This window comes from Thiomonas sp. 13-64-67 (assembly GCF_002282795.1).
Lineage (GTDB): Bacteria > Pseudomonadota > Gammaproteobacteria > Burkholderiales > Burkholderiaceae_C > Thiomonas > Thiomonas arsenitoxydans.
Genome location: NZ_NCKP01000051.1, coordinates 1 through 24,458, shown reverse-complemented (window position 1 = coordinate 24,458; position 24,458 = coordinate 1). Strand labels below are relative to the sequence as shown.

Genomic DNA, 24,458 nt, shown 5'->3' with positions numbered 1-24,458 from the left:
CGCATCGCCGAATTGTAAAGTTTCATCCTGAAAACTATATTTGGGCCACCTGCCCAACTATCGTCAACCCAGCCCGTATGGAACTGAACTTTTTTTCGGCGACAAACGCCCACAAAGCGTGGAAGAAGCGGTTGCACGATTGTGTCAGCGGCGCTTGCTCCACGCTCGACCCGGACACCATCGCGCTGGACAACCGCTGCGATCTGGGCAAGTGGCTCTATGGCATTCGCGAAAGCCGTCCGGCGCTGAGTACCGACACGCAGCGCTTGTTCACACGGCTGTTCGAAGAACACGCCGCATTTCATCGCGTGGCCGCCGATGTCGCCCGCCAGGCTTTGGCCAATCAACGACAAGAGGCGCTGCAGCAATTGCAAGGCGGAGGCGAGTACGCCCGCATTTCCAATCAAGTCATCGGCACCTTGGGCGAGCTTTATCTCAAACGCCGGGAATTCGGCATGGATTGAACCCGGATGATCCACCCCGGCCTGTGGCGACCATGATGACAAACGCTACTGGCGCACCCGCGCCGTCATCCCTTGTCCCCACAGAGCATCCGGGTTGAAACATCCAGAGCAAACCGCGCGCTGGGCTGCGCCTGCAGTTTGCGACAATACCGTTCATGACCGCACCCATTGCCAACGACACCTTCCTGCGCGCTCTGCGCCGCCAGCCCACCGACTACACCCCGCTTTGGCTCATGCGCCAGGCCGGGCGCTACCTGCCGGAATACAACGCCACCCGCACCCGCGCCGGGAGTTTTCTCGGCCTGGCGCAGAACCCGCACTTCGCCACCGAGGTGACGCTCCAGCCGATCGACCGCTACGCGCTGGACGCGGCCATTCTGTTTTCCGACATTCTCACCGTGCCAGACGCCATGGGTCTGGGCCTGCGCTTCGAGGCGGGCGAAGGCCCGAAATTCGATCGCCCGCTGCGCACCGAGGCCGATGTGGCCGCGCTCGCCGTGCCCGACATGGACAAGCTGCGCTACGTGTTCGACGCCGTCAGCGAAATCCGCCGCGCGCTGGTGCAGAACGGCACCCAGCGCGTGCCGCTGATCGGTTTTTCCGGCAGCCCCTGGACGCTGGCTTGCTACATGGTCGAAGGCGGCGGCAGCGACGACTACCGCACCGTCAAGACGATGCTGTATTCCCGCCCCGATCTGATGCACCGCATTCTCGCGGTCAACGCCGAGGCGGTGGCGCAGTATCTGGCCGCGCAGATCGACGCCGGCGCGCAAGCGGTGATGATTTTCGATAGCTGGGGCGGCGTGCTGGCCGACGGCGCTTTTCAAGAATTTTCACTCGCTTACAGCCAACAGGTCATCGCCGCGCTCAAACAGAAGGCGTCCCTGGCCGACGTGCCCGTGATTCTGTTCACCAAGGGCGGTGGCCAGTGGCTCGAAGCCATGGCCGACACCGGCGCCGACGCGCTCGGGCTCGACTGGACGACTTCGCTCGCCCAGGCCCGCGCCCTTGTGGGCCAGCGCGTGGCGCTGCAAGGCAATCTCGACCCCAACGTACTGTTCGCCCCGCCCGCCGCCATCGAAAAAGAAGTGCAACGGCTGCTGCACAGTTTCGGCCCGGTCGGCGTCGGCGCAGGCCATGTGTTCAATCTCGGACACGGCATTTCGCAATTCACCCCGCCCGAGCATGTGTCGGTGCTGGTCGAAGCGGTGCACACCCACAGCCGGGTCTTGCACCGCAGCGCGTCCTGAACGGGTGAAGCTGGCTGCGTTCAGGCTCGCGGCCAACTCCCCGGCGCGCCCCTCTGTCGCTGCCCGGCGATACCTCGCGCTGCAAGGGAAATTCTGATTTGTCAAGCTTGACAGATCGGCTTATGCACATTTTTGGTCAGCTTGCACCGCAGCAAGTTGATCACAGATTTGACTTGAAATATTCACGCTTAATTAGTTGATTTATATTGTTTTTTTCGATATTTCACAATTCGGTAAATTTTTCTGCACAGGCTTATCCACAAGGCTGCCGTCCTGGCTCACGGTATTGATGCACAGAGTTATCCACACCCTGTTTTGATCCAGAATAACTCCTGATCTGACGCCGACTTAGCGCCCGTTTCGAACGCCGACCTCAACCCGCTGCGCACTACCCATGTCCGTCGTTCTCCAGGTTGCCGTTGACGCGCCGGGCCTGCCGCCACTCGATTACAGCGCTCAGGCGCCGCTGGCGCCGGGCACCCTGGTGCGCGTTCCTCTGGGACGCCAGACCGTCAGCGGGGTGGTGATGGCGCTGGTACCGCAGCCAGAAGCAACCCGTCTCGCCGTGCTGCGCCCCATTGCCGCAGCGCACACCGCCCTCGCCCCGCTGGCCCCCGACTGGCTGGACTTGATGCAGTTCGTCGCGCGGTATTACCAGCGCGCGCTGGGGGAAGTCATCGGCGCGGCCCTGCCCGCCCAGTTGCGCAACCGCCAACCCGGCGAGGGAACGGCCGCGCCGCCTCGATCTTCGAACGCGAGCTATCGCTGCACCGCAGCGGGCCTGTCGGCCTTGCCCGGCCAGATTGCGCCGCGCAGCGTGGCGCTCTGGCGGCTGGCGCGAGCATTCGGCGTCACCGCAGCGGGGGAAACTCCTGCTGCCTCGACGCTGCCGTGCCTCAGCCTGACCGAGGCGCGGCGCTTGCATCCGCACGCCGTCAAGGTGCTGGCCGACTGGGAGGGCTCGGGCTGGGTGGAAGCCACCGCAGCCGCCCCCGTCCCGTCGAACCCGGTCGCATCGGCCGCTGCCCCCACGCTGCACCCGGAGCAGGCGCAGGCGGTGGAGGCCATCGCCGCCAGTTCGGGCTTTTCGCCCTTCCTCTTGTTTGGCGTGACCGGCAGTGGCAAGACCGAGGTTTATCTGCACGCTGCGGCGCAGGTGTTGCAGCGCGAGCCCGAAGCGCAGGTGTTGGTGCTGACGCCCGAAATCAACCTCACGCCGCAACTGGTGGGCCGTTTCGAGCAACGCTTCGGCGCAGAGCACCTCGCCGTTTTGCACAGCGGCCTGTCGGAAGGGCAGCGGCTGCGACACTGGCTGGCGGCCCACAACGGCGCGGCGCGCATCGTGCTCGGCACCCGGCTGGCGGTGCTGGCTTCACTGCCGACGCTGCGACTCATCGTGGTCGACGAGGAGCACGACCCGTCCTACAAGCAGCAGGAAGGCGCGCGCTATTCCGCCCGCGACCTGGCGCTATGGCGAGCGCAGCAACTCGGCATTGCCGTCGTGCTCGGCTCGGCCACACCCTCGCTGGAAAGCTGGCGGGCCGCGCAGACCGGGCGCTACCAGTTGCTCACCTTGAAACAGCGCGCCACCGGAGTGCTGCCCAGCGTGCGCATCGCCGACACCCGGCGCGACGCCACGCTGCGCGCCAGCGGCACGCTGATCGGTCAGACGCTCGACGCCGCGCTGCGCCAGCGGCTCGCGCGCGGCGAGCAAAGCCTGCTGTTTCTCAACCGCCGCGGCTATGCCCCGGTGTTGAGCTGCCCCGATTGCGGCTGGATGTCGGACTGCCCGCACTGCGACGCGCATCTGGTGTTTCACCGCACCGACCGCACCCTGCGCTGCCACCACTGCGGCTACCAGGCCGCCGTGCCGCGCGCCTGTCCGGGCTGCGGCAGCCTCGATCTGCAGCCCGTGGGCAAGGGCACGCAGCGGGTGGAAGAGGCGCTGGCCGAAAAATATCCCGAGGCCCGCATCGCCCGCATCGACGCCGACAGCACGCGCCGCAAAGGCGCGGCGGCGAGCCGTTTCGACAGCGTCCACGCCGGTGAAGTGGACATTCTGGTGGGCACGCAAATGGTGACCAAGGGCCACGACTTCCAGAAAGTCACCTTGGTCGCCGCACTCAACCCCGATGCCGGACTGTTCACCCACGATCCGCGCGGCCCCGAGCGTCTGTTCGCCCAACTCATGCAGGCGGCCGGGCGGGCGGGCCGCGCCTTGCCGCCCCAGGGCGATACCCCCGCCTCCACCCCCGAGATGCTGGTGCAGACCGCCCACCCCGAACATCCGCTGTACCGCGCGCTGGTGGCGCACGACTATCCCGGTTTTGCGCAGGCCGAACTCATCGAGCGCGAGCGCGGCGGCATGCCGCCGTTTTCCTATCAGGCCCTACTGCGCGCGGAACACCGGAATATCGACGCCGTGATCGAGTTTCTGGCACAGGCGCAGCAACTCGCCGCGCCCTTGGCCGAGGCGCTGGGCGTGACCGTCTATCCCCCCATTCCCGCCACGCTCGCCCGCATGGCCGATGTGCACCGCCTGCAGATGCTGATCGAAGGCAGCCATCGCGGCGCGTTGCAGAGCCTGCTTTCGCAGTGGCGCGCCGAGCTCACCGCCCTGCGCTCTCGGGTGCGCTGGGCAGTCGATGTCGACCCGCTCGATTTCTGAACGCCCGCATTGGCGGATGAAATGGCGCATATGTCGCATTCGGCGGCGGATTCGACATTTCGATACAACAGCCTGGCGCAGCACGGACTAAATTGGGTGCATCGAAAGCGTATTGCAGTGCAGCAAACGCTGGTCCTTTTCTGGGAGAGAACCCTCATGTCCACTCAACGCCCTTTGCATCACCACCCCCTTCCCGCAGGCACACCCGTGATCGAGTTCGACCACGGCCGCCCCGGCAGCGTCACCCCTGACTCTCCGGCCACCGATGTGATGACCGACCTGCGCCACACCCCGGCCTTCACCACCGAAGCCGACGCGTCCGCCAATCAGGCGCTGCAAAAGATGATGCACGCCGGTGTGCGTCTGCTGCTGGTCACCAACTCCGCGCGGCACGTCGTCGGCCTGATCACCGCGCGCGACCTGATGGGCGAAAAGCCGGTACGCGCCGCCACCGAAAACCAGATTCCGCGCGACGCGGTCACCGTGGCGCAATGCATGGTGCCGCAGCAGCACATCGAAGTGCTCGATTACGCCGAAGTGCTGCGCTCTACCGTGGCTGAAATCGTGCTCACCCTGCGTCACTCCGGCCGTCAGCATGCGCTGGTACTGGAAGCCGACAGCAAACCCGTGGTGCGCGGCATTTTCTCGGCGGTGCGCATCGGTCGGCAACTGGGGATCGAACTGCAGGCCAGCGGCCAGATGCAGAGCTTTGCCGAACTGGAGCAGGCGATCGCCGCGCTCTGAACAAGGCCTGCGTCAACGCGGCGCAAGGCGCTGGTTCGCCCACAAGGCCAAGCCTGCAAACGCACAGAACACGGCGGCCATCGGCAAGGCGCTGTGGGCGGCGATCATGCCCACGGCCGAGCCGCTGGCCGCCGCCAATGTGAACTGAAGGCTGCCCATCAGGGCCGCCGCGCTGCCCACGCGGCCCGTCTGATGCGCCAGCGCCAGCGCCGTGGCGTTGGGAAACGAAAAACCCAGGCTGGACAGGGCGATGAACAGGGGAATGACCACGCCCCATAAACCGCCCACCTCGAGCACGGCCAGCGCCAACATCACGCTCGCCCAAACCGTCAGACTGAGCAAGGCCCAGTGCAACAGCACGCCGCTGCCCACGCGAGCCAGCAGCGCATGATTGATCTGCGACGCGGCAATCAGGCCCAGGGCATTGGCGCCGAACACCCAGGCGAACTGCGCCGAACTCAGCCCGAATACCTGCATGAACACGAACGGCGCTGCGGCGATGTAGGCAAACATGGCCGACTGCCCCAGTGCCCCGCTGAGGGCAAAGCCGATAAAACGCCGATCGCGCAACAGAGCGAAATAAGTGCGCAAGGCATTGCGCACCGGGTGCTGCTGGGCATTGCTGCGAGCCCCCGGCGCCAGCGACTCCGGCAATGCCAGCGCGGCCAGCAGGCAGATCACGCCAAAAACCATCAGCACCAGAAAAATAGCCCGCCAGCCCCAGGACTGCACGAGGGCCGCACCCGCCAGCGGCGCCAGAATGGGGGCAGCGCCCAGCACCAGGGTCAGCCGCGAGAACACCCGCGCCGCGTCAACCGGGGCGTAAAGATCGCGCACCATGCTGCGGGCAATCACGATGCCCGCACAGCCGCCCAGTGCCTGCAAGAGTCGCCACAGCATCAAGGCATCCATCGAGGCCGCCATGGCGCAGCCCAGCGAGGCCAGAACGTAAAGCGCGATGCCGATGAGCAGCGGCCGCTTGCGGCCATAGCGGTCGGACACCGGCCCCCAGAATGCCTGACCCAGCGCCAGTCCGACAAAAAACACCACCAGCGTGCGCTGTACTGCCTCGGGCGTGGTGTGCAGATCATGCTGCAGGGCGGTGAAGCCCGGCAGGTACATGTCGATGGACATGGGGGCGAAGGCGGTGAGCGCCCCCAGGGTGAGAATGCGCTGCAGCGCGCCGGATCGGGCCATGCAGCGCATTGTCGCAGCGCTGCCACGCTGCCACTGCGACTGACCCTGGCCCGTTGCGATCAGTGCGAGGCGATGGCGCGCCGCAACTCCTTGACCTGCTCGGCCGAGACCGGCTCGGCGGCGTTGCCCCAACTGGTGCGGATGTAGGTCACCAGATCGGCAATCTGCTGATCGCTGAGTTGCGCGCCGAACGGCGGCATGACCATCGGCGCGGGGGCTGATGCCGTCACCGCGGTGCTCGCCCCGGCCAGAATGACGTGGATGGCGTTGGTCGGGTTGATGCACTGCACAGAGGGATTGGCCACCAGGCTGGGAAAGGCGGCGGGCACGCCCTGGCCGTTGGGTTGATGGCAAGCCACGCAATGCTGGTCATACAGCGCCTTGCCGCGCTGCACCGCAGCGGGGTCGGGCTGGGTGCCCGCCACCTGCGCGCTGGTCTCGGAGGGCAACGATTTGAGATAAACGCCCATGGCGAGCAGATCCTCATGGTCGAGGTGCTGGGTGCTGTGGTGGATGACCTCGGTCATGCCGCCCGCCACGGTGTAATTTTGGGCGCTACCCGTTTGCAGCAACAGCGCGAAGTCCTGCGCGCTGAGGGTTTTCTGCAGACAGGCGCTGCGCAGATTGCTGGCATACCAGTGCTCCACCGTGCCGCCGGTGAGGTAGAGCTTGCCGCCCGGCCCGTTGGCGCTGAGGGCTTTTTCCTGGAAGAACAGCCCGCGCGGCGTATGGCAGGCGCCGCAATGCCCCAACCCTTCGACCAGATACGCGCCGCGGTTCCACTGCGCGCTCTGCTTGGGATCGGGTTTGAACACCGTGTCGCGCACGAACAGCCAGTTCCAGATCGCCAGCGGCAAGCGGATGGTCATCGGCCACACCATATCGGGCTTGCGGTTGGGCGTGGGGTTTGGCGTCACGCCTTGCATGAAATAGGCATACAGCGCGCGCATGTCCTGCGGCGTGACGCGCGCGTACGACGGATACGGCATGGCCGGGTAGAGGTATTTGCCGCCCGGCGCCACACCATGACGCACCGCGCGGTCGAACTGTTCGAAGCTGTAGTTGCCAATGCCGTGCGTCTTGTCCGGGGTGATGTTGGAGGAATAGATCGCGCCCATGGGCATGACCATCTTCAAGCCGCCGGCAAACGGTTTGCCGCCCGGGGCGGTGTGGCAGGCCACGCAATCGCCCGCGCGGGCCAGGTACGCGCCACGCTGCACCTCCTGGTCGGAAAATTGGGCCGCCACCGCCAAACCGCATTGCGCAGCCAGCAGCCCGGCCAGCATGACACGCCATCCCATCTTCTTGTTCATACCCGTTCCTTTTCAGCGCTGCGATAAAAGAGTTTGCAGCGCAACAATCTGTAATCAGGTTACGGGGCGTGGCGGCCTTCAGGGTTGATGCAGGCCAAAGGAGTGCGACACGGTGTCGCAACCCGCGCCGGCGACAGGCAGGCGGGCGGCGGACGGGTTGACCTGCTGCAGGGCCGGGTGCAGATCCCTGCATTCCACCCGCACGGCAAGCAGAAACTCTTCGACGACCGCAGCCAACCGCGGCGCTTCAGCGCAGCAACGCTGCGAGGGCCAGCACCAAAGCCACGGCGCCCAGGCCCAGCGCCAGTGCGGCCCAGCGCTGCTGTTTGCGCTGCGCCTCGGCGAGTTGCAGGCCAGCCTGCTCCAGCGCGGTGACCGTGGTTTGCAGTTGCTGTGCGAGCGCGCGCACATGTTCGGCGTTGTGGGTCACGGCCGTCTGCAATTCCTCGATCTGCTTCTGCTGCGTATCGGCCGCCTCTTTGTCTGACTTGCGTTGCTTGAACACCGGCAACGCAAGCTTCGCCACCGATTCGATGTAGGGCAAAGCGGCACTGATGGCCGTCATCCAGGTTACGGGCATGGCTCAGAGCTGAGAGGCGTTGAAGGTATCGCAGACCTGCGGCCGCCCGCTGGCGAAGCCGGTCTGGAACCAGCGCGCGCGTTGCGCCGAGGTGCCGTGGGTGAACGAATCGGGCACCACATAGCCCTGCGCCTGCTTTTGCAGTCGGTCGTCGCCCACGGCCTCGGCCGCGTTGATGGCCTCTTCCACATCGCCCGGCTCCAGCACCTTGCGCTCGTTCTGCGCGTGATAGGCCCAGACCCCGGCGTAGCAATCGGCCTGCAGCTCCAGCCGCACCAGCAGGGCGTTGGCGCGAGCGGGGCTGCTGCGCTGCATGGCGTCGTGCACCTTGCTCTCCACGCCCAGCAGGTTCTGCACATGGTGGCCGACTTCATGCGCGATCACATACGCCTCGGCGAAGTCGCCCTTCGCGCCGAGGCGCTGCTGCAACTCCTGGAAAAACTGGGTATCGAGATACAGCTTCTGGTCCGCCGGGCAGTAGAACGGCCCGGTGGCTGCCCGCGCATAGCCGCAGGCCGACTGCACCGCGCCGGAAAACAGCACCAGCTTGGGATCGACATACTGCCGCCCCGCCTGCTGGAACAGCGCGCCCCAGGTGTCTTCGGTATCGGCCAGCACCACGGAGAGAAACTCCTTGTCCTGCTGATCCTTGGCGGTCAGCGCGGCAGAGGCTTGCCGTGTGGATTGCTGCGTCTGCTGCTGCGCCACCTGATTGAGCACCACACTCGGGTCGACCCCGAAATACAGCGCCACCAGCGCCAGCACGATGGTGCCAATGCCGCCGCCCACAAGCCCGCCCCGCCCGCTGGGCCGAGGCCCGGAAGCCCGCTGATCTTCGACGTTGTCACTGCGTCTGCCGTTTTTCCAGAGCATGATGCCCCTCCCCTTCAAGGAAACGCCGGGCCGCCCCAAGTTTCCTTGACCCCCATGGGGGGCGGGTCGGCAAGCCGACCCCGGGGGCACTCGAATGGCGCGGATTATGCCGTTTCAACGAACCCGCCCGGAAGGATGGCACCTACATCAAGCCACGGTCTCTGGCACGGTCTGGGAGTCTGGAGACGAGACACCCGCCGTCACCTGCCGCCACTTGCGCATCAGCGCCTCCCACTGCGGCAGCACTTGCGCCAGATGGCGCTGCTTGATGTGGCCGTAGCCGCGGATGCCGTCGGGCAGACGGGCGATCTGCGTGGTGAGCTGCAGGCGCTCGGGCGGGCTGTTGGCGTCGAGGCCGCGCAGCAATTCGGCGATCGTCTCGCGGTATTGACCGATCAGGGCGCGCTCCTGCTTGCGTTCCGCCGTATGGCCGAAGGGATCGAACGCGGTGCCGCGCAGCACTTTGAGCGGCGCGAGCAGCCTGAAAGCCACGCCCATCCAAGGGCCGAACTCGCGCTTGATCAGCTCGCCCTTGGCATTGCGCTTGCTCCACAGCGGCGGCGCGAGGTAGTAATGGCGCTTGAAATCGCCTTCGAACTGCTCTTGCAGTTGTTTGGCGAACGCCGGGTCGGACTGCAGCCGCGCCACTTCGTACTCGTCCTTGTAGGCCATGAGCTTGAACAGATGGCGCGCCACGGCCTCCGTCAGCGCGGTGGACTTGAGCGGCGCTTCGGCGGCGCGCACCTGCGAAACAAAGTCGGCGTACTGCCGAGCGTAGGCAGCATTCTGGTAGCCGGTGAGGAACTCCACCCGGCGCTGAATGATTTCGTCCAGGCTGGGACGCTTGACCAGTTGAATGACTTGCTCTGCGGCACTCAGCGCGGCGATGCCCTGCGGATCGTGCGCCGCGTGGCGGCCCCATTCGAACGCCGCCTTGTTCTTCTCGACCTGCACCGCGTTGAGCTCGATGGCGCGCATCAGCGCGGCATGGCTCAGTGGCACCCAGCCCTTCTGCCAGGCGAAGCCCAGCAGCATGGGATTGGCGTAAATGGCGTCGCCCAGCAACTTCTCGGCGGCGCGCACGCAGTCGAACCCCGCCACATGGTCGGCGCCAGCAGCCTGTTCAATGGTCTTGTGGCAGGCAGCGTCGGGAAACTGCCAATCGGGGTTGTGAACGAAGGCCGCGGTGGGCGTGCTGTGGGTGTCGATCGCGATGTAGGTGCGGCCTTCGCGCACGCGCGCCAGGGTTTCACGGTCAGCGGTGACGATAGGGTCGCAGCCGAGAATCAGTTCGGCCTCGGCCGTGCCGACCCGGGTGGTGACGATCTGCTGCGGGTCATTCGCGATCAGCACATGGCTCCAGGTCGCGCCGCCTTTTTGCGCCAGCCCGGCGGCGTCCTGCGTGACCACGCCCTTGCCCTCGATATGCGCGGCCATGCCGAGCAACTGGCCGATGGTGATAACGCCGGTGCCGCCGACACCCGCGACGACGATGCCGTAGCTGCCGCCGCCTGCCACATCGTCTCGCACCGGATCGGGCACCTCGGGCTGAGGCAGTTCGGGCATGGAAGACAGATCGGCCCCCGGCTGCGGCTTGGGTTTGCGCAGGGTGCCGCCTTCCACCGTGACGAAGCTGGGGCAAAAGCCCTTGAGGCAGGAAAAGTCTTTGTTGCAGCTGCTCTGGTTGATAGTGCGCTTGCGGCCGAATTCGGTTTCCAGCGGCTCGACCGACAGGCAGTTGCTCTGATCGGAACAGTCGCCGCAGCCTTCGCAGACGAGCGGATTGATGACCACGCGCCGCGCCGGATCGACCATCAGCCCGCGTTTGCGGCGGCGGCGCTTTTCGGTGGCGCAGGTCTGGTCGTAGATGATGACGGTGATGCCGGCCTCTTCGCGCAACTCGCGCTGAATGGCATCGAGATCGTCGCGGTGGCGCACCGTCGCCCCGCTGGCCAAGCCGACGGCGTTGTCGTACTTTTGCGGCTCGTCGGTGACCACCACGATGCGGCGCACGCCTTCGGCCTCCAGCTCGCGGCTGATTTGCGGCACGGTCAGGCCGCCCTCCACCGGCTGCCCGCCCGTCATCGCCACGGCATCGTTGAACAGAATCTTGTAGGTGGCATTCACCCCGGCAGAGATGGCCTGGCGGATGGCGAGCAGCCCCGAGTGGTAATAGGTGCCGTCGCCCAGATTGACGAACACATGCTCGTCGGTGGTGAACGGCGCCTGGCCCACCCAGGCCACGCCCTCGCCGCCCATCTGGCTGAAGGTCTGCGTGGCACGGTCCATCCACACCACCATGTAGTGGCAGCCGATACCGGCCATGCCGCGCGAGCCTTCGGGCACGCGGGTAGAGGTGTTGTGCGGGCAGCCCGAGCAGAACCAGGGCGGACGCTGAGCACTGGCGCCCGGCGCCTGCAAGGTGCGCTCGCGCGCGTCGATCACCGCCAGCCGCTCGCTGATGCGGCGCTGCACATCCACCCCGGCGTCGCGCAGGATGCCCAGCCGTTCCAGCCGCGCGGCGATGGCGCGGGCGATGATCGCCGGATTGAGGTCGGCCTTGGCGGGCAGCAGCCAGTTGCCGCCGGGATTGGGCTGGCTCCATTCGCCGCCGGTGCGGTCTCCCGGCAGTTCATCGAACTTGCCGATGACGTTGGGCCGCACGTCTTCGCGCCAGTTGTAGAGCTCTTCCTTGAGCTGATACTCGATGACCTGACGCTTTTCCTCCACCACCAGAATCTCCTGCAGCCCGGTGGCGAATTCGCGGGTGATGCTCGCCTCCAGCGGCCAGACCACGGCGACCTTGTGCAGACGGATGCCGAGCTGCGCGCACGGGTATCGTTATAGGCCTTGCCCGAGGCCATGATGCCCAGCCGCGCGTGCGGGCTGTCGATGACGGTGTGGTTCAAGCGATTGGCGCGGATATAGGCCAGCGCCGCGTACCACTTCACATCCATCAGCCGTGCCTCCTGGGCCAGCGGCGTGTCGGGGATGCGGATGTGCACGCCGTCCGGCGGCAGGGCAAAGTCTTCGGGCAGCAGAATGCGCACGCGGTCGGCGTCCACATCGACCGTGGCGGAAGATTCCACGATTTCCTGGATGGTCTTCATGCCCGACCAGACGCCGGCATAGCGGCTCAGGGCAAAGGCGTGCACGCCAAGATCGAGAATGTCCTGCACCGAGGTGGGAAAGAACACCGGCAGCCCGCAAGCCTTGAAAATATGGTCGCTCTGGTGCGCGAGCGTCGATGATTTGGCCACATGGTCATCGCCCGCCACGGCGCACATCCGAGCAGCGATCCACGCCGGGGCCCTTGCCGTACCAGATGCCGAACACCCCGTCGAATTTGTTTTTGTCGGGAAACAGATCGAGCTGCTGCGTACCCCAGACGGCGGTGGCCGCCAGCTCCTCATTCACCCCGGGCTTGAACACCACGTGGTTGGCTTCGAGGATTTTTTTGGCCTTCCACAGCGCCTGGTCGTAGCCGCCCAGCGGCGAGCCGCGATAGCCCGAGACAAAGCCCGCGGTGTTGAGCCCGACTGCAGCATCGCGCTGCCGCTGCAACATGGGCAGACGCACCAGCGCCTGAATGCCGTCCAGCGAAATGGTCGCCAGCGCACGACGGATGTGCTCGGGTAGGGGAGCGTTCATCGCCTGTCTCCTTGTGTGGCGCGCACCGCTCAAAGGCCGCGCCTGTGGGTCACCAATCGGCCGCCGATCAGGCTGGCCGGGCAATTGCGGTGCCATGTCTGGGCACGGCCCGCACGCCGTCTTGTGAACGGCAGTCAGCCTTATGCCGACAAAGCCATGCTAGTGCGGCTGCGAAGGAGTGAACAGGGGGAGAAGCGATAGGCGCTTTGGGCTTGCGGACTTGCTCGCAAGCCTTGCGCGCGGTCAGGCGTAGGACGGCAGGATGAGCACGTAGGTGTCGATCGGCGCGTTGGGATTGACCACCGGGTTGCTCGGATCGCCATCGCCCCAGTCGCTGTTGAACAGAATGCGTGTACCGCTGGTGCTGAAGGTCACGTTCGGCTGCGCCCAGTAGTTGCTCTGCGAGGCGTTGCTGTAGTTGCCCGTGCTGCGGTGGTGGGCAATGCGCCAGGTGACTCCGCTGGTCAGGTTGGTGATCATCAGCTCCTGGTCGAGGATGGTGCAGGGATTGGCGGTCGGGCCGCTGTTGCCGTTGCTACCCGGCGTGGCTTGGCCGTTGCTGCCGGTGCCGTAGATATTGCCCGTCATGCCGGTGACCACCCAGTTCGGGTTCTGCCAAGCGGTCGAGCCGCTCAAGGACCCTGTGGTCGGATAGCCCCAGCCGCTGGATTGGCCGACGAAGTTCGAGACGGCTCCGGTGTTGAGGTTGCAGACGATCACGTTACCGTTGCCCGGGTCGTTGCGTGAGAACTGCGAACCGACCAGCAGATCGTTGCCGTTGGCATCCATCGCGGTATCGCAGTGCTCGTTGGTGTCGAAATTCACCCAGCGCACCAACTTGCCGGTAGCGGCGTCCAGTACGGCGCTTTGCGTTGTCGGCTGAGAGTTCAAGCCCACCGCGGCATTCCAGATGAAGAACTTGCCGGAGACCGAGGGGAACGGCGTCGATCCGCGCGCTTGCGGCTGCGGCACGATGCTGGTGTCATAAAGGGTGAACGCCCCCGTCGCCTCGTTGAAACCGAACACCCACATGCCCAGCTCGCCAGACACATTGGGGACGTTGGAGCCAAATGCGCCCAGACCCCAAATGCGCTGCCCCTGCGCATTCACCCCCAGCGCGAACGGGTAACCGCAGCGCACCCCTTGCGTGCCGGAAGGGCAACCCGGCGGCAAGCCGTTCGGGAGGAAGCTGTGGATGATGGTCTTGACGCCCGTCTCCACATTGATCGCCGTGAGGTCGGCCAGGTTGGTGCTGCCCGACGAATGGTTGTCGATATAGCGCAGCGAGGCCGGGTCGGCGTGATCCCAGTAGAACTGTTCCACGTCACCCGGATTGATGTCGAGGAACTTGATGAAGGCGTAGGTCGTGCCGTCATACATCGCCCAGCCTTGCTGCCCGCCGTTTTGGGCCGTCGAACCGGGCACGTAAAGGATGAAGCGGGTTTCATCGCAATTCCAGGCCATCGCCGTGGGGTAGGCCGGGGCGACACACAGATTGTTGAAATCATTCACGCAATCGGTGATGCGGATGATCTTGGCGCCGAAGTCGGGATCGGTGACGGTGGCCCCTTTCGCGGGTTTCGCCAAAGCGCTGTAAGGCACGGGTGACTTGCCGTACTGGGTGAGCCCTTTGGACAGGTCGGTGCCCGGCGGCACGGTAACCGGCGTAGAGGTGGCCGCAGGGGTGACCGAGTTCGACGCTGTTCCTTGGCTGCCAGTTAAGGGGGCCGTCTGATTTCCCGCAACCTGGGATGTCGAGCCGCTGCTGGCACCCGCGCCCCCTCCGCCGCCACAAGCCGCCAGTGAGCCCAGCGCGGGCAGGGAAAGGAGAGACTTCTGAATGAAGCGACGACGGGATTGCTGCATAAAACGACTCCTGGAACTTGGCCGCGCTCGACAAAAGCAAACGCAGAACAGTGGCTAAATAAGCGCCATGACCTATCCCGCACGAACGCGGAAACAAGTCTGCCCGGGAGGGTGTGAAATCTTCACGCCATTCGCCCCACAAAAAGGCACTTTCCCCCCAATTTAGGGGGTGCATGGGGCTGTCGTCTATATCCAGATGTAATAGTCGCTACCAAAGAAACAAATCACTGCTGCTTTGGTCACCGTGGCCTGGCGGCCTTTGAACCACACCTGGAAAGCGCTGTTGCGATAGCGGGCGCCGTCGGCGGAGACGGTCTGATCCAGGGTGAGATTGCCCAGCGCGGTTTGCAGCGTGACCGACACGTCGCCGAAGGTGGCGATGAAAGAGCTGCCGTCCTGGCAGTTGAAGCGCACGGCGCCCGGCGGCAGGGCGGGTGCACTGGGCTGCGGCGCCGAAACTTCAGGCGTGGGCGCGAACTGCGGCGCAGCGGGCGCGCTTGCGGCCGGGGCCACACCGGCAGGCCCCAGGGGCTGCACGGTGATGGGCGCGGCAGGGGCCAGCGGCTGGGCTTCGCTCTGGGGCGCTTGCGGAGTGACGGGGGCGTAGGTCGACGGCGGCACCGTGACGCGCGGCGTGGGCGGATTGAGTTGCTGCACCGGAACGGGCTGGTTGAGGTTGACCGGCGTGGCGCATCCCGCCAGGGTCAGCGCGCCGAGGGCCGCAAGTGTCGCAGCACCGACTGCGCTCAAGCGCAGAACAAAAGTGTGTTTTTGCCGATTCATGCAGAGACTCCCGAAATCTGTTGCAGAAATTGAACCATACAAACACAAGCTGCTTGCCCGTGTGACGGCGCGCAACTGTAGAGACTTGTAAAAGCAACGAAATTCCCGCGCCGCGCTGCCCGCTTTTTATGATGCGCCCAGACGCCCTGCCGAGAAAGCGCCGGGACGCCCGCCATCAACCACCTGCCTGCGGCCTGAAGGAACCCGACTTGCCAACCTTTGCCCTTGCCGTCCTGCTGGGCTGTGCGCTGCAGACCGCGCAGGCCGCGCTCTGGCCGCAGCCGATTTACGGCGTGATGGCGACCGCAGGCATCGGACTGACTGCGGCGCTGCTGCTGTGGCAGGGCCGCTACGGCGGCTTGGCGAACAAAAAGCAAAAGCGGCAACGCATCGCCCTACAACTTCTGCTTGCCAGCGGCGGTTTTGCGCTCGCTTTCGGGCTGACGGGCTGGCGCGCCACTGCGCTGCTGGCCGACCGCCTCGATCCGGCGCTCGAAAGCCAGGTCATCCAGGTGCGCGGCGTGGTGACCGGGCTGCCGGTGCTCTACCCCGATGCCACGCGCTTCGTCCTCACGATCACCCCGCCCGCCCCGGTCGGGGTGCCGAGCAAGGTGTCGCTGAGCTGGTATGCGCGGCGCAGCGGTTCCGGCCCTGCTGAGGCTCCGCCGCGCGTGCATCCCGGCCAGGAGTGGCAGTTTTCGGTGCGCCTCAAGCGCCCGCATGGCCTGGCCAATCCGGGCGGCAACGACACCGAGTTGACGCTGTTCCGCGAGGGAATCGGCGCCACCGGAACCGTGAGCCGCATGGGCGCGCCCCCGCAGCTTCTCGGCCTTCGCCGCGCGCCTGCCGACTGGATCGCGCAACTGCGCGACCACCTGCGCCAGCGCATGATGACCGCGCTGCAAGGGCAGAACGCGCCTCACCCCTTCCCAACCTCCCCCACGGCGTGGGGGAGGAGCGATCACTCCGTCCCCGCCGCCGACACCGTCATCGCGCTGGCTCTGGGCGATCAAAGCGCGATCTCCGCGCAAGACTGGGCGACTTACCGCATCACCGGCGTCGCGCATCTGATGAGCATTTCCGGTCTGCACATCACCCTGCTGGCCTGGCTGGCCCTGGGTCTCGTGGGCGGTTTGTGGCGGCAGAGCGCCCGGCTGCGTCATCCCTGGACGCTGACCCTTCCCGCCCCCACCGTGGCCGCCTGGGGCGCGCTGCTGACCGCCACCGCCTACGCGTTCATCGCGGGCTGGGGCGTGCCGGCGCAGCGCACCCTGCTGATGCTCGCGGTGGTGCTGTTGCTGCGCCAGCGGGGGCTGCGCGCCGACTGGCGTGACGTGATGGCGCTGGCGCTGACCGCCGTGCTGCTGTGGGATCCGTGGGCGGTGCGGCAGGCCGGGTTCTGGCTGTCTTTCGTGGCGGTGGGCATGCTGTTCGTTGCGGGCAACCGCAGGCATCCGGAAACCGCCGCGCTGGCCTGCGGCCCCGCTGAAGCCGCGCCCGCCGGTCGGCTGCAGCGCGGCGCTCAGGCGCTGCGCCGCGCCGCGCACTCGCAGTGGGTGGCCACCATCGCACTGCTGCCGCTCACGCTATTGTTCTTTCAGCAGATCGCGGTGCTCTCGCCGCTGGCCAATGCTCTGGCGATTCCCGTGGTCACCCTGGTGGTTGCGCCGCTGGCGGTCGGCGGCTTGCTACTACCCACGCCGTTGGACGGCTGGGTGTGGCGGCTCGGGGCCTGGGCGCAGCAGGGTCTGGACGCGGTGCTGCGCCAAATGGCCGACTGGCCGCTGGCGCAGTGGCACGCCGCCGCGCCCGACGCTCTCACGCTGGCGCTGGCCGCCCTCGGCGTGCTGGCGCTGGCGCTGCCGTGGAACTGGCGGCTGCGCGCGCCCGGTCTGTTGCTGCTTCTGCCACTGGCGAGCAACCCCGGCACCGCGCCCGAGACCGGGGCGATGGAGGTGTGGTTTGCCGATGTCGGACAGGGCATGGCGGTAGTGGTGCGCACCGCGCGGCACACCCTGCTGTACGACACCGGGCCGCGACAGGCGCCGGGCGTGGACGCCGGTGGCCGCGTGCTGCTGCCGCTGCTGCACAGCCTGGGCGTACGCCGTCTCGACCGCGTGGTGGTGAGTCACGACGACAGCGATCACGCGGGCGGCGCAGCCACCCTCGCCCGCGCCCACCCCGAGGCTGATCTGCTCACCTCGGCCCCGCCGGACGCCGCCGCCCGCTACGGCCTGCAGCAGCGCCAGCCCTGCGCAGCCGGTCAGCACTGGGTCTGGGACGGCGTGGACTTCCGCATCGTCAGCCCCCCGCCCGGCGACGCCCCCAGCAGCGACAACGCCCGCTCCTGCGTGCTGCATGTGGCCGCGCGCGGCGCCTCGGTGCTGCTCACCGGCGACGTCGATCAGCCGCAGGAGCGCGCCCTGCAGCGCGCCGATCTGCTGCCCTATGCCGACGTGCTGCTGGCGCCGCATCACGGCAGCAAGACCTCGTCGAGCGAGGCCCTGCTCGACACGGTGATGCCGCGCGCCGCCGTGGTGCAGGCGGGCTACCGCAATCCGCACGGCCACCCCCACCCCGCCGTGCTAGCGCGCTACGCCGAGCGCGGCATCGCCGTCTGGCGCACCGACCAGCAGGGTGCGCTGCTGTGGCGCGACAGCGCGCCCGACACCTTCATCGCCTGGCGTGTTGCGAAACTGAATTACTGGAGCGCAAATGTGAAGCCTGCCGAGGTTTCTCGCTGAAGTTTCACACCACCCGACCTGTCTGGCCTGTATCTTGCTAAATCTGCTGCACAGCCCAATCGAGAGACGACGATGCGCTTCTACGACGAAATGACCCCCGCAGACGGCGGTGTGCGCCCCCACTACGCCCAATACGCTCACTGGCTGGCGCAGCAGCCGCCCGACACCATCAGCGCCAAGCGCGAGGAGGCCGAGCTGATCTTTCGCCGCGTGGGCATCACTTTCGCGGTGTATGGCGACGAGGCAGGCACCGAGCGGCTCATTCCGTTCGACCTGATTCCGCGCATCATTCCCGCAGCGGAATGGAAGCACCTCGAAGCCGGGCTGAAGCAGCGCGTCACCGCGCTCAACCGCTTCCTCCACGACGTCTATCACGACCAGGAAATCCTCAAGGCCGGCATCGTGCCGCAGGAGCAGGTGTTCGGCAACGCCCAGTTCCGCCCCGAGATGATGGGCATCGACCTGCCGCACCACGTCTATGCGCAGATCGCCGGCATCGACATCGTGCGCGCCGAAAACGCGCAGGGCGAGGGCGAATACTTCGTGCTCGAAGACAACCTGCGCGTGCCCTCCGGCGTGAGCTATATGCTCGAAAACCGCCGCATGATGATGCGGCTGTTCCCCGAACTGTTCGCCCGCCACAGCATCGCGCCTGTGGCGCATTACCCGGACATGCTGCTGGAGAAACTGCGCGCCGTCGCCCCGCCCAATGTGAGCGAGCCCACGGTGGTGGTGCTCACGCCGGGCATGTACAACTCGGCCTATTTTGAGCACGCCTTTGTCGCCCAGCAGATGGGGGTGGAACTAGTGGAAGGGCAAGACCTGTTCGTCAAGGACGACTTCGTCTATATGCGCACCACCCAGGGGCCGCAGCGGGTGGACGTGATCTACCGCCGCATTGACGACGACTTTCTCGACCCAGAGGTGTTCCGCGCCGAATCTGCTATCGGCTGCGCCGGGCTGATGCGAGCCTACCGCGCGGGCAACGTCAACCTGGCCAACGCCATCGGCACCGGGGTGGCCGACGACAAGTCCATCTACCCCTATGTGCCGCGCATGATCGAGTTCTACCTGGGCGAAACCCCGCTGCTGCACAACGTGCCCACCCGCATGTGCCGCGAGCCCGACAGCCTGGCCTATGCGCTGGAGCACCTGCCCGAGCTGGTGGTCAAAGAGGTGCACGGCGCCGGGGGCTATGGCATGCTGGTCGGCCCGGCCTCCACCCAAGCCGAGATCGCCGCCTTCGCCGAAAAGATCAAGGCGCATCCCGAGCACTACATCGCCCAGCCCACGCTGGCGCTGTCCACCTGCCCCACCTACGTCGAGTCGGGCATTGCGCCGCGCCACCTCGATCTACGGCCCTTCGTGCTGTCGGGCAAGACGGTGTCCATCGTGCCCGGCGGACTCACCCGGGTGGCGCTGGGCGAAGGCTCGCTGGTCGTCAACTCCTCGCAGGGCGGCGGCACCAAAGACACCTGGGTGCTCGAAAAGTAGCCCGCCCCTCGCAAACTCTCAGCCCCGAGAAACGCATCATGCTCAGCCGAACTGCCGATCACCTGTTCTGGATGGCCCGTTACACCGAACGCGCCGAAAACACCGCCCGCATGCTCGACGTGCATGTGCAGTCGGCCCTGCTGCCGCAAGGCGCCGAGGCCATGCATCTGGGCTGGCACGGCCTGCTGGGCATCTCCGAACTGACCGCCGCCTACACCGAACGTCACGGTGAGATCGACGCCGACAAGGTGCTCGACTTCATGGTGTGCGACACCGACAACCCCTCCTCCATCCAGAGCTGCCTGCGCGCCGCGCGCGAAAACGCCCGCGCGGTGCGTGGCGCCATCACCACCGAGGTCTGGGAAACGGTCAATCAGACCTGGCTGGAATCGCAGCGCATGCTGGCCAAGGGCCTGTGCCGACAAGACCCGGCGCAGTACTTCGAGTGGGTGAAATACCGCTCGCACCTCTCGCGCGGCGTGACCTCGGGCACCATGCTGCAGGACGAGGCCTATCACTTCCTGCGCATCGGCACCTTTCTGGAGCGCGCCGACAACACCGCCCGGCTGATCGACGTGAAGTTCCACGCCCGGCAGTCCGACTTTTACGGCTCAGCCAACGGCAACGGCCGGGTGCAGGAGCACGACTTCTATCACTGGTCGGGGGTGCTGCGCTCGGTCTCGGGTTTCGAGGTCTATCGCAAGGTGTACCGCGACGTCATCACCCCCGAGCGCGTGGCGGGGCTGCTCATCCTGCGGCCTGACATGCCGCGGTCACTCGCCGCCTGCATGATGGCGGTGAACAATCATTTGCAGGCCGTGGCCAACCCGCAATCGCGCGAAACCCTGCGCCGCGCCGGGCTGCTCAACGCGCAACTGCAGTTCGGTCGGCTCGACGACATCATGGCCACCGGGCTGCACGCCTATCTCACCCACTTCCTGGGGCGCATCAACGATCTGGGCGTCGGCATCAGCCAGGATTTTCTCGCCGCCTGAGGTTTCACCCCGCCGGTTCCTCACCGCCTCGACTGCTTCTCTTCAACTTTTCCAAGGTGCCCGGATGTCCATCCACGTCGCGCTCACGCACACCACCACCTACCGCTTCGACCGCCCGGTGGGCCTCTCGCCGCACGTGGTGCGCCTGCGTCCCGCGCCGCATTGCCGCACGCCCATCCTGTCGTACAGCCAGCGGGTGGAACCCGCCGGGCATTTCATCAACTGGCAGCAAGACCCGTTCTCCAACTACCTCGCCCGCCTGACCTTTCCCGAGAAAACCACGCTGCTGCAGATCACCATCGATCTGGTGGCCGAAATGTCGGTGCTCAACCCCTTCGACTTCTTTCTCGAACCCGAAGCCGAAAAATTCCCCTTCAGCTACGCCCCGGAACTAGAAGCCGAACTCGGCCCCTATCTGGCGGCTGCCCCGCTCACCCCGCGGGTCAAAGCCCTGATCGACAGCATCGACCTCACCCCGCGCCGCACGCAAGATTTCCTGGTCGATCTCAACCAGAAGTTGCAGCGCGACATCGGCTACACCGTCCGCCTCGAGCCCGGCGTGCAAACGCCCGAGCAGACGCTCGAACTCGCCTGCGGCTCCTGCCGCGATACCGGCTGGCTACTGGTGCAGGTGCTGCGCCACCTCGGTCTGGCGGCACGCTTCGTTTCCGGCTACCTCATTCAGCTCACCCCGGACGTGAAGGCGCTCGACGGCCCCACCGGAGCCGAGGCCGACTTCACCGATCTGCACGCCTGGTGCGAGGTGTATCTGCCCGGGGCCGGGTGGATCGGCCTCGACCCCACCTCCGGCCTGCTCGCAGGCGAAGGCCACATCCCCCTGGCCTGCACGCCGCAGCCCTCGGGCGCGGCCCCGGTTGAAGGCATGATCGACGAATGCGAGGTGGAGTTCAGCCATCACATGGCCGTGACCCGCATTTACGAATCGCCGCGCGTCACCAAGCCCTACACCGACGAACAGTGGCAGGCCGTGCTGACCCTGGGCGAAGTGGTCGATCAGCAACTCAAAAACGGCGACGTCCGCCTCACCCAAGGCGGCGAGCCCACCTTCGTCGCCACCACCGACCGCGACGCGCCCGAATGGAACACCGACGCGCAAGGGCCGACCAAGCGCGGCTACGCCGGCGAACTCATCAGCAAACTCATCGCCCGCTACGGCCCCGGCGGATTTCTGCATTTCGGCCAGGGCAAGTGGTACCCCGGCGAGCAATTGCCGCGCTGGGCGCTGTCGGCCATCTGGCGGCGCGACGGCCAGCCCTGCTGGCACAACTCCGAGCTGTTCGCCGACGAACGTCTGGGCGGCAGCGCCACCGCGCTCGACGCGCACACCTTCATCCTCGCCCTGGTCGATACGCTGGGCGTCAATCCGGCGCATGTGCAGACCGGCTTTGAAGACACTTGGTACTACCTGTGGCGTGAGCGCCGCCTGCCGGTCAACGTCGATCCGTTCGATTCGCGGGTCGAAGACGAACTCGAGCGCGCCCGTCTGCGCAAAGTGTTCGATCAGGGGCTGAAAACCCCCACTGGCTACGCCCTGCCCATCCGCCGCGAACCGGGCTCACCCCAGCTCAGCGGGCCGCGCTGGGTCTCCGGCCCGTGGTTCTTCCGCGACGAACGCATGTATCTATTCCCCGGCGACTCGGCCATGGGCTGGCGCCTGCCGCTGGACTCGCTGCCCTGGGCCACCGAGGGCGAGCGCGCCTCCGACTGGCCGCACGACCCCTTCGCCCCGCGCAACGGCCTGCCCGACTCCGCTGCGCTGCGGCTGCAATATGGCCCGATGCACCGCATTGGGGGCGGCTACGCCGAAGGCGGCACCGTCGGAGTGCAAAACCAGGGCGCTGACGCACCACGCCGGGGCGGCAGCGGAGGATCAGCCCCCCTGTCCAGCGGTGATGGCCAGCGGTTGCGGCCCGGCGATAGCCGCCACCCCGACCGCTTCGAGTCAGCCGGCTGGATTTTGCGCACCGCGCTGTGCGTGGAGGCGCGCGGCGGCATTCTGTATGTGTTCATGCCGCCGCTGGTTTCGGCGGAAGACTATCTTGACCTGCTCGCCGCCATCGAGACTACGGCGCAGCGCCTGCGGGTCAAGCTGGTGCTCGAAGGCTACCCGCCGCCGCGCGACCCGCGGCTCGACCTGCTGCAGGTCACGCCCGACCCCGGCGTCATCGAAGTCAACATCCATCCGGCGCACAACTGGGCGGAAATCGTCGATCACACCGAATTCCTCTACCAGGCCGCGTTTGAAACCCGGCTGGGTGCGGAGAAGTTCATGCTCGACGGTCGCCATACCGGCACCGGCGGCGGCAACCATGTGGTGCTCGGCGGCGCCACGCCGGCCGACAGCCCCTTCCTGCGACGCCCCGATCTGCTGGCCAGCCTGATCGCCTACTGGCACAACCATCCCAGCTTGAGCTATTTGTTCTCGGGCCTGTTCATCGGCCCCACCAGCCAGGCACCGCGAGTGGACGAAGCGCGCGACGATCAGGTCTATGAACTCGAAATCGCCCTGGCCGAGCTGCGCGCCAACCGCGCGCGCTACGGCGTCGACGCTCCACCTTGGTTTGTCGATCGCACCCTGCGCAACATCCTGATCGACGTCACCGGCAACACCCATCGCAGCGAGTTCTGCATCGACAAGCTCTACAGCCCGGACGGCGCCACCGGCCGCCTCGGCCTGCTCGAACTGCGCGCCTTCGAGATGCCGCCGCACGCCCGCATGAGCGTGGTGCAGCAACTGCTGCTGCGCGCGCTCATCGCCCGCTTCTGGCACGCGCCCTACACCGCCGCACTGCAGCGCTGGGGCACCGCGCTACACGACCGCTTCCTGCTGCCCACCTTCATTGCGATGGACTTCGACGACGTGCTGATCGAACTGCGCGAGGCCGGGTTCGACTTCGACCCGCAATGGTTCGCGCCGCATCACACCTTCCGCTTCCCGCTGCTGGGCGATTACGCAGTGAGCGGCATGAAGCTGGAACTGCGCATGGCGCTCGAACCCTGGCATGTCATGGGCGAAGAAGGCGCGGCGGGCACCACGGTGCGCTATGTCGATTCCTCGCTGGAACGAGTGGAGGTGAAAATCAGCGGCCTGACCGACAGCCGCCATGTGCTCACGGTCAACGGCCAGGCCGTGCCGCTGCAACCCACCGGGCGCAGCGGCGAGTTTGTCTGTGGCGTGCGCTACCGCGCGTGGCATCCCCCCTCGGCGCTGCACCCTGGCATTGGCGTGCACGCGCCGCTGACCTTCGATCTGATCGATACCTGGATGGAGCGCTCGCTGGGCGGCTGCCAGTACCACGTCGAGCACCCGGGCGGCAGCAATCCCACCGCCTTCCCAGTCAACTCCTACGAGGCCGAGAGCCGCCGTCTGTCGCGCTTTTTCCGCATGGGCCACACGCCGGGCCGCATGCGGGTGGCGCCGGTGCATCCCAGCCTGGAATTCCCCTTCACCCTGGATTTGCGAACGGGCGCGTGAAATTTGACCGAAATCGGGGGATGCCCGCCGCCGTCTCGGCGTCCCCCGCATGCCACAATGTCATATGGTCAGCCTGTTCCAATCTCAATCACAATCGCAAGGCTCATTCGATCCGGGTGAAGACTGTGCCGCGCTCGCCCGCGACTTGGCTTCCCCCGTCATCCCCGGACACTGGGACGAATTGCGCGGCGGCGTCTCCGATGGCGGGGCGGGTGCGGCGCTGGCCCCGCTCTGGGATCACTTTTTTCGCCTGCTCGGCTCCGGCGGCTTCGACAGCCTGAGCGCCCGGCAGCAGCAGTTGCTGCAGCAGATTCACGACGACGGCGTGACCTACAACGTC

The 24,458-nt window shown here is 66.4% G+C and carries 15 protein-coding genes and 2 pseudogenes; 9 read left to right on the top strand and 8 right to left on the bottom strand.

Annotation, left to right across the window (positions count from 1 at the left end; translation table 11 throughout):
• Nucleotides 1–77: 77 nt before the first annotated feature.
• From B7X30_RS11845 to B7X30_RS11830, 4 genes are all read left to right on the top strand, one after another.
• Nucleotides 78–464: a CZB domain-containing protein gene (locus B7X30_RS11845; protein WP_286730820.1), complete on the top strand. Its 387-nt coding sequence runs from the start codon at nt 78–80 to the stop codon at nt 462–464.
• Nucleotides 465–619: 155 nt separating this feature from the next.
• A complete protein-coding gene (gene hemE / locus B7X30_RS11840; protein WP_286730817.1) occupies nt 620–1,714 on the top strand; it encodes a uroporphyrinogen decarboxylase in 1,095 nt (364 codons plus the stop codon).
• Nucleotides 1,715–2,108: 394 nt separating this feature from the next.
• Nucleotides 2,109–4,382, top strand: coding sequence for a primosomal protein N' (locus B7X30_RS11835; RefSeq protein ID WP_286730815.1), 2,274 nt, complete (start codon nt 2,109–2,111; stop codon nt 4,380–4,382).
• Between the two features lie 156 nt (nt 4,383–4,538).
• On the top strand, nt 4,539–5,126 hold the full coding sequence (locus tag B7X30_RS11830; protein WP_286730812.1) for a CBS domain-containing protein: 588 nt from the start codon (nt 4,539–4,541) through the stop codon (nt 5,124–5,126).
• A 12-nt stretch (nt 5,127–5,138) separates the two neighbouring features.
• Here the strand turns inward: B7X30_RS11830 and B7X30_RS11825 are convergent, their stop codons facing one another.
• The 8 genes and pseudogenes from B7X30_RS11825 to B7X30_RS11790 all read right to left on the bottom strand — a co-directional run bounded on the left by B7X30_RS11825 (nt 5,139) and on the right by B7X30_RS11790 (nt 15,389).
• Nucleotides 5,139–6,323 (bottom strand): multidrug effflux MFS transporter, encoded by a 1,185-nt coding sequence (locus B7X30_RS11825; protein ID WP_286730809.1) that lies wholly within the window; start codon nt 6,321–6,323, stop codon nt 5,139–5,141.
• 59 nt (nt 6,324–6,382) lie between these two features.
• Nucleotides 6,383–7,636: a cytochrome c gene (locus B7X30_RS11820; protein WP_286730805.1), complete on the bottom strand. Its 1,254-nt coding sequence runs from the start codon at nt 7,634–7,636 to the stop codon at nt 6,383–6,385.
• Nucleotides 7,637–7,714: 78 nt separating this feature from the next.
• Entirely contained in the window at nt 7,715–7,873 is a 159-nt protein-coding gene (locus B7X30_RS11815; protein WP_286730803.1) for a hypothetical protein, read from the bottom strand.
• Nucleotides 7,874–7,883: 10 nt separating this feature from the next.
• Nucleotides 7,884–8,216 carry a hypothetical protein gene (locus B7X30_RS11810; protein WP_013124539.1) on the bottom strand — a complete coding sequence of 111 codons (333 nt, stop codon included), beginning with the start codon at nt 8,214–8,216 and terminating at the stop codon, nt 7,884–7,886.
• A 3-nt stretch (nt 8,217–8,219) separates the two neighbouring features.
• Nucleotides 8,220–9,089 (bottom strand): KPN_02809 family neutral zinc metallopeptidase, encoded by an 870-nt coding sequence (gene ypfJ / locus B7X30_RS11805; RefSeq protein WP_013124540.1) that lies wholly within the window; start codon nt 9,087–9,089, stop codon nt 8,220–8,222.
• 147 nt (nt 9,090–9,236) lie between these two features.
• A pseudogene (locus B7X30_RS11800) lies at nt 9,237–12,740 on the bottom strand (indolepyruvate ferredoxin oxidoreductase family protein).
• Nucleotides 12,741–12,983: 243 nt separating this feature from the next.
• Nucleotides 12,984–14,606: a hypothetical protein gene (locus tag B7X30_RS11795; protein WP_286730799.1), complete on the bottom strand. Its 1,623-nt coding sequence runs from the start codon at nt 14,604–14,606 to the stop codon at nt 12,984–12,986.
• A gap of 186 nt (nt 14,607–14,792) precedes the next feature.
• A complete protein-coding gene (locus tag B7X30_RS11790) occupies nt 14,793–15,389 on the bottom strand; it encodes an MliC family protein (protein ID WP_286730797.1) in 597 nt (198 codons plus the stop codon).
• Nucleotides 15,390–15,598: 209 nt separating this feature from the next.
• Between B7X30_RS11790 and B7X30_RS11785 the strand changes: the two genes are divergently transcribed.
• The 5 genes and pseudogenes from B7X30_RS11785 to B7X30_RS11765 form a co-directional block, all read left to right on the top strand.
• Nucleotides 15,599–18,133, top strand: a complete 2,535-nt coding sequence (locus B7X30_RS11785; protein ID WP_286730795.1) for a DNA internalization-related competence protein ComEC/Rec2 — start codon at nt 15,599–15,601, stop codon at nt 18,131–18,133.
• Between the two features lie 72 nt (nt 18,134–18,205).
• Nucleotides 18,206–19,627 (top strand): circularly permuted type 2 ATP-grasp protein, encoded by a 1,422-nt coding sequence (locus B7X30_RS11780; RefSeq protein WP_286730793.1) that lies wholly within the window; start codon nt 18,206–18,208, stop codon nt 19,625–19,627.
• A gap of 38 nt (nt 19,628–19,665) precedes the next feature.
• Nucleotides 19,666–20,622 (top strand): alpha-E domain-containing protein, encoded by a 957-nt coding sequence (locus tag B7X30_RS11775; protein ID WP_286730792.1) that lies wholly within the window; start codon nt 19,666–19,668, stop codon nt 20,620–20,622.
• Nucleotides 20,623–20,686: 64 nt separating this feature from the next.
• Nucleotides 20,687–24,118, top strand: coding sequence for a transglutaminase family protein (locus B7X30_RS11770; protein ID WP_286730790.1), 3,432 nt, complete (start codon nt 20,687–20,689; stop codon nt 24,116–24,118).
• A gap of 64 nt (nt 24,119–24,182) precedes the next feature.
• Nucleotides 24,183–24,458 (top strand): annotated as a pseudogene (locus B7X30_RS11765) (circularly permuted type 2 ATP-grasp protein); the annotation flags it as partial.

What these genes read in the sequence shown, in the direction of transcription:
- B7X30_RS11810 (WP_013124539.1), bottom strand. Translation starts at nt 8,216, where the DNA reads ATGCCCGTAACCTGGATGACGGCCATCAGTGCCGCTTTGCCCTACATC.
- B7X30_RS11770 (WP_286730790.1), top strand. Translation starts at nt 20,687, where the DNA reads ATGTCCATCCACGTCGCGCTCACGCACACCACCACCTACCGCTTCGAC.
- B7X30_RS11775 (WP_286730792.1), top strand. Translation starts at nt 19,666, where the DNA reads ATGCTCAGCCGAACTGCCGATCACCTGTTCTGGATGGCCCGTTACACC.
- B7X30_RS11820 (WP_286730805.1), bottom strand. Translation starts at nt 7,636, where the DNA reads ATGAACAAGAAGATGGGATGGCGTGTCATGCTGGCCGGGCTGCTGGCT.
- ypfJ (WP_013124540.1), bottom strand. Translation starts at nt 9,089, where the DNA reads ATGCTCTGGAAAAACGGCAGACGCAGTGACAACGTCGAAGATCAGCGG.
- B7X30_RS11790 (WP_286730797.1), bottom strand. Translation starts at nt 15,389, where the DNA reads ATGAATCGGCAAAAACACACTTTTGTTCTGCGCTTGAGCGCAGTCGGT.
- B7X30_RS11845 (WP_286730820.1), top strand. Translation starts at nt 78, where the DNA reads ATGGAACTGAACTTTTTTTCGGCGACAAACGCCCACAAAGCGTGGAAG.
- B7X30_RS11795 (WP_286730799.1), bottom strand. Translation starts at nt 14,606, where the DNA reads ATGCAGCAATCCCGTCGTCGCTTCATTCAGAAGTCTCTCCTTTCCCTG.
- B7X30_RS11835 (WP_286730815.1), top strand. Translation starts at nt 2,109, where the DNA reads ATGTCCGTCGTTCTCCAGGTTGCCGTTGACGCGCCGGGCCTGCCGCCA.
- B7X30_RS11780 (WP_286730793.1), top strand. Translation starts at nt 18,206, where the DNA reads ATGCGCTTCTACGACGAAATGACCCCCGCAGACGGCGGTGTGCGCCCC.
- hemE (WP_286730817.1), top strand. Translation starts at nt 620, where the DNA reads ATGACCGCACCCATTGCCAACGACACCTTCCTGCGCGCTCTGCGCCGC.
- B7X30_RS11830 (WP_286730812.1), top strand. Translation starts at nt 4,539, where the DNA reads ATGTCCACTCAACGCCCTTTGCATCACCACCCCCTTCCCGCAGGCACA.
- B7X30_RS11825 (WP_286730809.1), bottom strand. Translation starts at nt 6,323, where the DNA reads ATGGCCCGATCCGGCGCGCTGCAGCGCATTCTCACCCTGGGGGCGCTC.